Annotated in this window: 7 protein-coding genes; 2 read left to right on the top strand and 5 right to left on the bottom strand. The window is 72.7% G+C overall.

Features of this window, described 5'->3' with window-relative positions:
• Positions 1–209: 209 nt before the first annotated feature.
• From PKE99_RS28955 to ald, 3 genes are all read right to left on the bottom strand, one after another.
• Positions 210–1,583, bottom strand: coding sequence for an MSMEG_0569 family flavin-dependent oxidoreductase (locus PKE99_RS28955; protein ID WP_231498227.1), 1,374 nt, complete (start codon positions 1,581–1,583; stop codon positions 210–212).
• A 67-nt stretch (positions 1,584–1,650) separates the two neighbouring features.
• Positions 1,651–3,153 carry an amino acid permease gene (locus PKE99_RS28950; RefSeq protein ID WP_037046484.1) on the bottom strand — a complete coding sequence of 501 codons (1,503 nt, stop codon included), beginning with the start codon at positions 3,151–3,153 and terminating at the stop codon, positions 1,651–1,653.
• Between the two features lie 112 nt (positions 3,154–3,265).
• Positions 3,266–4,381: an alanine dehydrogenase gene (gene ald / locus PKE99_RS28945; protein ID WP_037046482.1), complete on the bottom strand. Its 1,116-nt coding sequence runs from the start codon at positions 4,379–4,381 to the stop codon at positions 3,266–3,268.
• Positions 4,382–4,494: 113 nt separating this feature from the next.
• Between ald and PKE99_RS28940 the strand changes: the two genes are divergently transcribed.
• Positions 4,495–5,004 (top strand): Lrp/AsnC family transcriptional regulator, encoded by a 510-nt coding sequence (locus PKE99_RS28940; protein WP_037046479.1) that lies wholly within the window; start codon positions 4,495–4,497, stop codon positions 5,002–5,004.
• A gap of 20 nt (positions 5,005–5,024) precedes the next feature.
• Positions 5,025–5,519: a DUF2505 domain-containing protein gene (locus tag PKE99_RS28935; protein ID WP_051737523.1), complete on the top strand. Its 495-nt coding sequence runs from the start codon at positions 5,025–5,027 to the stop codon at positions 5,517–5,519.
• Between the two features lie 7 nt (positions 5,520–5,526).
• Here the strand turns inward: PKE99_RS28935 and PKE99_RS28930 are convergent, their stop codons facing one another.
• Both PKE99_RS28930 and manA read right to left on the bottom strand, forming a co-directional pair.
• Positions 5,527–6,453 (bottom strand): cation diffusion facilitator family transporter, encoded by a 927-nt coding sequence (locus tag PKE99_RS28930; RefSeq protein WP_037046477.1) that lies wholly within the window; start codon positions 6,451–6,453, stop codon positions 5,527–5,529.
• A gap of 69 nt (positions 6,454–6,522) precedes the next feature.
• Entirely contained in the window at positions 6,523–7,737 is a 1,215-nt protein-coding gene (manA, locus tag PKE99_RS28925; protein ID WP_037046474.1) for a mannose-6-phosphate isomerase, class I, read from the bottom strand.
• Positions 7,738–7,748: the final 11 nt, after the last annotated feature.

The following is a 7,748-nucleotide window of genomic DNA, read 5'->3' as shown; positions in this document are numbered from 1 at the left end:
GGACCAGCGTGAAGTAGGTCTCCCCGTGCTCGGCCTGGTAGTCGGGGAAGACCTTGGTGCCGCCGTAGATCGACGACCCCTCCGGCATCGACGGGTGGGCGATCTCCTCGAGGCTCTGCTTCTCGAGATCGGTCAGGTCGGCCATGTCGGCTCTCGTCCTTCCGGGACAGTGGTCGATCGGGTGGTGGAGCGGTGGAACCTCTCGCGGGTCACGCCACGGTGCGTGGCGCGACCCAGTCCTCGTCGGCGAGCCCCATGTCCTTGCGGACGGCCTCCGGGAACGTGCTGGTGGGTGTGCCGGCGAGCCAGAGCAGGCCGTCCGCCGGCGCGCCGCGGCGGCGGACCTCGACGATCGTGCGGAGCAGGTGCTCGGCGTCGTCGGCGACGCCGGAGAAGCGGCCGGAGCCCCAGGTGTACTGCCAGGGCAGGCCGAGGAAGTACAGGCCGGGCCGGCTGGTGACACCGCGCTCGTGCGTCGGGTAGCCGCGGCCGTCGAAGATCGGTAGCTCGATCCACCGGTTGTCCCGGCCGAAGCCGGTCGACCAGATCACGGTGGAGATGCCGGCGAGGTCGAGCTCCGCCGGGTCCTCGGCCTCGGGCCCGGGCTCCCAGACGGGGGCGCGGCGTCCCTCGACCGGCGCGTCGATCCCGCGGGCCTCGATCCAGGCGTCGATCGAGTCCTTGATCCCCTCGGCGACGGCGTCGGCCCCGTCGAGGTTGGACCGCAGGTCGCCGGCGAACCGCAGCCGCCCGTGCGCGATCCCGAGCAGCCGGCCGTGCAGGCGCATGCCCTCGAGCGCGAAGCGTCGCAGGTCGATGTCCCGCCCGCCGTCGCGGCCGGTGACGTAGTGGTTCGTCCTGTGCCGCACGGCCTCGACGTCGGCGAACCGGTCGATGCCCCTGGTGTAGGTGCCCATGTCCGACAGCCAGGCGACGCAGTCGCGGCCGCGGTAGAAGCGCGCCACCCGTGGCGCCGTGCCCGTCGCGAGGTGGACGGTCCGGCCGGCCAGGTGCAGGTCCTCGGCGATCTGGCAGCCGGACTGGCCCGTGCCCACCACCAGGACCGCGCCCTCGGGCAGCTGGTCGGGGTTGCGGTACTCCGAGGAGTGCAGCTGGGTCACCGTGTCCGGGAGGCGCTCGGCCATCCGCGGCACCCGCGGAACCTGGTACGGCCCCGTCGCGACGACGACCTGGTCCGCGGTGAGCGTGCCGCGCTCCGTCGCGATCGCGAAGGACCCGTCCGGGCGCCCCCGCAGACCGGTCGCGCCGACACCCTCGACCAGCGGCGCGTCGAACGAGGCGGCGAACTTCTCCAGGTAGCCCACGATCTCGTCCCGGACCATGAAGCCGTCCGGGTCGGGCCCGTCGTAGGCGAAGCCCGGGAGCCGGCACTGCCAGTTCGGCGTGACCAGGCAGAACGTGTCCCAACGCCGGGTCCGCCACTCGGTCGCGACCCGGTCCCGCTCGAGGACGACGTGCTCGATGCCCTCGCGGGCGAGGAACCAGCTCATGGACAGGCCCGCCTGCCCGCCGCCGATCACGACGACGGCGTGGTGCGTCCCGTCCAGCTCCTGCTCCGCCACGCGGCACAGTCAAGCGAGGTGCCGTGTCCGGCACGTTTCCCCCGGAACACGGCCGTGTGAGGCGCTGTTACCGCCGGATTGCCTCCTGGGCCTGACGCCGGCCGAGGCGCGAGTGCGAGCGGCCGTACACGAAGTAGACCACGAAGCCGAGCACCATCCACCCGAGGAACCGGACCCAGGTCTCGACGCTGAGGTTCAGCATCAGCCACAGGCACGCCAGCACCGACAGGATCGGGACCAGCGGGACGAGCGGGGTCCGGAAGGCGCGGTGCAGGTCCGGACGCGTCCTGCGCAGGATGATCACACCCACCGACACCAGCACGAACGCGAACAGCGTGCCGATGTTGACCATCTCCTCCAGCGCGCCGGCCGGGAAGAAGGTGGCGACGAGGGCGACCACGGCGCCGACGAGCACGGTCGCCCGCACCGGCGTGCCGTGGCCGCCGGTCCGCGCGAGCCCGCTGGGCAGCAGGCCGTCCCGGGACATCGCGAACAGCACCCGGATCTGCCCGAGCATCAGCACCATGACGACCGTCGTGAGGCCGACGAGCGCGCCGACCGAGATGATCGCCTCCGCCCACGTCACGCCGAGCTCGCCGAACGCCGTGGCCAGGGTGGAGTTCTCGTCGAGCTGGGTGTAGCTGACCATGCCCGTGAGCACGAGCGCGACCGCCACGTACAGCACGGTCACGATGGCGAGCGAGCCGAAGATGCCCCGGGGCAGGGACTTCTGCGGGTCGCGGGTCTCCTCGGCGGTCGTGGCGACGACGTCGAACCCGATGAACGCGAAGAACACCAGGGAGGCCGCCGCGAGTAGGCCGTAGATGCCGTAGGTGCTGCTGGCCCCGCCGCCGAACAGCGAGAGCAGGGACTGCGTGAACCCCGAGTCGCCCTCGCCGCCGGGCGCCGCCGGCGGGATGAACGGGGTGTAGTTCTCGGCCTTCACGTAGGCGAAGCCGACGACGATCACCAGCAGCACGATGCCGACCTTGATGACCGTGAACACGGCGCTGACCCGGCTGGAGAGCTTCGTGCCGATGGCCAGCAGCGTCGCGAGGACGGCGACCAGCAGGAGTGCGCCCCAGTCGAAGGCGAAGAAGCCGCCCAGGGAGAACGAGGTCGGGACGTCGAGCCCCGTCACCGACAGCACCTGGTGCAGGTACTTCGACCAGGCCTTGGACACCACGGCCGAGCCGACCGCGAACTCCAGCACGAGGTCCCAGCCGATGATCCAGGCGACCAGCTCGCCGAAGGTGGCGTAGGAGAACGTGTAGGCGCTGCCGGCGACCGGGACGGTCGAGGCGAACTCGGCGTAGCAGAGCGCGGCGAGCCCGCAGGCGATCGCGGCGAGGACGAAGGCCAGCGAGACCGACGGCCCCGCGACCGTGCCGGCCGTGCTCGCGGCGAGCGTGAAGATGCCGGCCCCGACCACGACCGCGACCCCGAAGACGATGAGGTCCCAGGTCGTGAGGTCCTTGCGGAGCCTGGTGTCCGGCTCGTCCGTGTCCTGGATGGACTGTTCGACGGACTTCGTCCGCCAGATCCCCCGACGCTCACCCACGGTCGCCATGGCCAGGGAGATTACGGCCGCGTGACTCGTTCGGCACCCGCTGGCGGAACGCGTCCGCACGAACGGCACACCCGTGCGGACCTACCGCACGGGGGTGCCGCTCGTGCAGGGATCAGGCCAGGATGTCGGCCACCGTGCGGGACTCGAGGCCGTGGGCGCGGGCGACCTCGGCGTTGGTCAGCTCGCCGGCGTGCGTGGACAGGCCTTGAGCCAGGGCGGGGTCGCCGCGCAGCGCCTCGCGCCAGCCCTGGTCGGCCAGCCGCGTGATGTACGGCAGCGTGACGCTGGTCAGGGCGTGGGTGGAGGTGTGCGGTACCGCGCCGGGCATGTTGGCCACGCAGTAGAAGACGGTCTCGTGCACCCGGAAGGTCGGGTCGGCGTGCGTGGTCGGCCGGGTGTCTTCGAAGCAGCCGCCCTGGTCCACGGCGATGTCGACGAGCACCGCGCCCGGCTTCATCCGCGCGACGAGGTCGTTGGACACCAGTGTCGGGGCCTTCGCGCCCGGCACGAGGACCGCGCCGATCACCATGTCCGCGTCGAGCACGGCGTGCTCCACGGCGTAGGCGGTGGAGTGCACGGTCTCGACCCGGCCGCCGTAGCGGGCGTCGAGCGCGCGCAGCTTGTCGACGTCGAGGTCCAGCACGGTCACCCGCGCACCCATTCCGACGGCGATCTCCGTGGCGTGCGAGCCGGACACCCCGGCCCCGAGCACCACGACGTGCGCCCGCGGCGCGCCGGGCACGCCGCCCATCAGCACACCGCGCCCGCCTGCGGCGCTCATCAGGTGGTAGGCGCCGACCTGCGGCGCGAGCCGGCCCGCGACCTCGCTCATCGGCGCGAGCAGCGGCAGCCTCCCGTCGACGGTGCGGACGGTCTCGTAGGCGATCGCGGTGGTGCCCGCCGCGAGCAGCGCGTCCGTGCAGGCGCGCGACGCGGCCAGGTGCAGGTAGGTGAACAGCGTCAGGTCGCCGCGCAGCCGGTGGTACTCGCTCTCGACCGGCTCCTTGACCTTCAGCAGCAGCTCGGCGGAGTTCCACACGGCGTCGGCGTCGGCGAGCAGCTGCGCGCCGGCGGCCTTGAACTCCTGGTCGGGGATGGACGAGCCGACGCCCGCCCCCTGCTCGACGACGACCTCGTGGCCGCGCCGCACCAGCTCGTGCACGCCCGCCGGCGTCAGGGCGACCCGGAACTCGTTGTCCTTCACCTCGCGCGGCACCGCGATGCGCATGACCCGTCCTCTCCTCCTGGTGTCCGGCTGAGCGACCGGCTGCCTGCACCCAGTATCGAAGAAACAGCGTCTCCGTAGGAACAACACCGCAGGAGATTCTGTACTCTGCGTTCGTGCCCGAAGGATCCACGCCGTCGTCGGCGCCGAGGCCCGGTCGGCCGAACGATGTGCGGCCGCCCCTCGACCCCGTCGACCGCGCGATCCTCGCGGAGCTCGAACGTGACGCCCGGATACCCAACAACGCGCTCGCCGAACGCGTCGGGATCGCGCCGTCGACCTGCCTCACCCGGGTCCGGGCGCTGCGCGAACGCGGTGTGATCAGGGGTTTCCACGCCGACGTCGACCCGGCGGCGACCGGGCGCCCGCTGCAGGCGATGGTGTCCGTGCGGCTGCAGGCCGCGGCGCGCCGCCGGATGCGGGAGTTCGAGGAGTTCGTGACCTCGCTGCCCGAGGTGCGCGACTGCTTCTTCCTCGCCGGCGTGGACGACTACCTGCTGCACGTCGCGACCGCCGACTCCGCCGCGCTGCGGGACTTCGTGGTCGAGCTCAACGGGCGGGAGCAGATCGCCAACACGCAGACCAGCCTGATCTTCGACCACGTCCGGCCCCGGCGCGGATACTGACCCGGCCCTACCGTGGCGTCGTGCCCACCCCGCTCCGTCTCGACGAGATCTTCCCGCTACCGCCGGACGCGGCGGTCGCCCGCCTGCTGGACCGCGACCTCTACGCCGACCGGCTCGCCGCCGTGGGCGGGCCCGGCGCCGGGCTCGTCGCCTTCGAGCGCGAGGGCGACCGGCTGCGCGTCGTGCTGCGTCAGGGCGTGCCGGCGGGCGCGCTGCCGGCCTCGGTCCGCCGCTTCCTCGCCGGGGCGCTGGTGCTGGAGCGCGAGGAGCGCTGGCGGATCGCGGACGAGCGGGCCGACGGCGAGTTCACCCTGTCCGCGTCCGGTGCGCCGGCCGGCGCCGCGGGCACCCTGACGATCGGCGCCGACCCGGCCGGCAGCGCGCTGCACATCGACGGCGAGGTGGAGGTGCGGGTGCCGCTGCTCGGCGCGGCGATCGAGGCCGTCGTCGCCGAGCGGGCACTGGCCCTGATGACCGAGGAGATGCGCTGGACCGCGGAGCGGCTGGGCGGGTGAGCCCGGCTCAGGCCTGCTGCACGCGCGAGCGGTCGAGGTCCGGCTCGAGGTAGATCACCCGCGCGTCCGGCACCGCCGTGCGCACCCGCACCTCCGCCTCGTCGATCGCGCGGGCCACGGTCTCGATCGACGAGCCGGGCGCCAGGGCGAGCTTCGCCGCGACCAGCAACTCCTCCGGGCCGAGGTACTGGGTCTTGATGTGGATGACGCGCTCGATCTCCGGGCCCTTCTCCAGCTCCCCGACGATCGTCGACAACACCGGCCGCGCGGCGCCCTCGCCGATGAGCAGGCTCTTCATCTCGACGATCAGGATGATCGCGATGACCCCGAGCAGGGTGCCGATGCAGAGCGTGCCGACGGCGTCCCAGACCGGGTCGCCGGTGAGGACCGAGAGCCCGACACCGAAGAGCGCGAACACCAGGCCGACGAGCGCGCCGGTGTCCTCCAGCAGCACCACCGGCAGCTCCGGCACCTTCGCCTGCCGGATGAACTGCCACCAGCTGCCGTTGCCCTTGAGCGGGCGGGACTCCTTCATCGCGGTGCGGAAGGAGAAGGCCTCCAGCCCGATGGCCACCACGAGGATGATCACCGCGACGATCGGCGACGTCAGCGGCTCGTGCGACTCCAGCTTGTGGATGCCCTCGTAGATCGCGAACACCGAGCCGAGCGTGAACAGCAGCAGCGCCACGACGAACGAGTAGAAGTACCGGTCCCGGCCGTAGCCGAACGGGTGCTCCGGGGTCGCGGCGCGGCGGGCCGTGCGACCGCCGAGCAGCAGCAGGCCCTGGTTCGCCGTGTCGGCGACCGAGTGCACGGCCTCCGCGAGCATCGACGACGACCCCGTGACGAGGTAGCCGACGAACTTCGCGAGTGCGATGCCGGCGTTGGCGCCGAGCGCCGCGAGGATCGCCTTGGTACCGCCGTGTGCCGACACGTTTCGCCCCTTCGGTCCGGATTACGCCGCGGAAGGATATCCGGCGGGGCCGCGGTCAATCGCGGGCGCTCACAATCCGTCGCTGGCGAGGTGGAGCTGGGTGCCGGGCGCCGCGCTCTCGACCTCGACGCCGCTGTCGCCGGCCGCGAGGAACAGGGCCGCACCCTTCGGCAGCTCGAGGATCTCCGACCCGGCCCGGACGCACGCCTTCCCGCCGGTCGCCAGCAGGATCCGGGCCCCGCCGTCCGGCACCGGGAGGCTGCCGGTGAGCCCGTCGCCGGACGACCAGGTGCGCAGCAGGAACTCCTCGGCCGGGGTGTCGTACCGGGTCCACGGGCCCTCGGGCTGGCCGGAGTGCACCGGCGGCGGCCCCGAGGTGAAGTCGAGGACGCGCAGCAGCTCCGGGACGTCGACGTGCTTGGGCGTGAGCCCGCCGCGCAGCACGTTGTCCGAGTTCGCCATCAGCTCGATGCCGGCACCCGCCAGGTAGGCGTGCAGGTTGCCGGCGGGCAGGAAGAGCGCCTCGCCCGGCGCCAGGACCACCCGGTTGAGCAGCAGCGCGGCGAGCACACCGGCGTCGCCGGGGTAGCGCTCGGAGAGCTCCAGGGCGGTGCGGGCCTCGCGGGCCCAGTCCCCGCCGGCCGCCGCGAGCGCGACGGCGCCCTTCTGCAGGGCCGGGACCAGCTCGTCGAGCATGGACTGGGGCAAGGTGATCCAGGTGGTGAACAGCGCGCGCAGGCCGTCCGGACCGGGCTGGGCGGCCAGCAGCTCGACGTGCGCGGACAGCTCGGGCACATCGAGCGCGCGGAGCAGGCCGAGGGTCTCGACCGGGTCCCGGAAGCCGACGAGCGCGTGGAACTCGGTGAGCGCGCAGATCAGCTCGGGCTTGTGGTTGGCGTCCCGGTAGTTGCGGTCCGAGGCGTCGATCGCGATGCCGGCGGCGTTCTCCCGGGCGAACCCCTCGCGCGCCTGGTCGAGGCTCGGGTGTGCCTGCAGGCTCAGCGGCTCGTCCGCGGCGAGGACCTTGAGCAGGAACGGGAGCTTCCCCTCCCACCGGGCGCTGCGCTCGGCCCCGAGGAGCCCCTCCGGGTCGCCGGTCAGCACGTCGAGCAGCGACGAGCGGCCCCCGTCGGGGTGCACGATCCGCGACGGGTCGCCCGGGTGCGCGCCCAGCCACATCTCCGCCTGCGGATGCGGAGACGGCACCGACTCGCCGAGCAGGTCGGCGATGACCGTGCGCGATCCCCACGCGTACGGCCGGACCGGGTTCTCCAGCAGCTCCAAGGCACTTCCTC

Source organism: Pseudonocardia halophobica, assembly GCF_027922425.1.
In the GTDB taxonomy this organism is placed as follows: domain Bacteria; phylum Actinomycetota; class Actinomycetes; order Mycobacteriales; family Pseudonocardiaceae; genus Pseudonocardia; species Pseudonocardia halophobica.
This window is presented reverse-complemented; position numbering and strand designations above follow the sequence as displayed.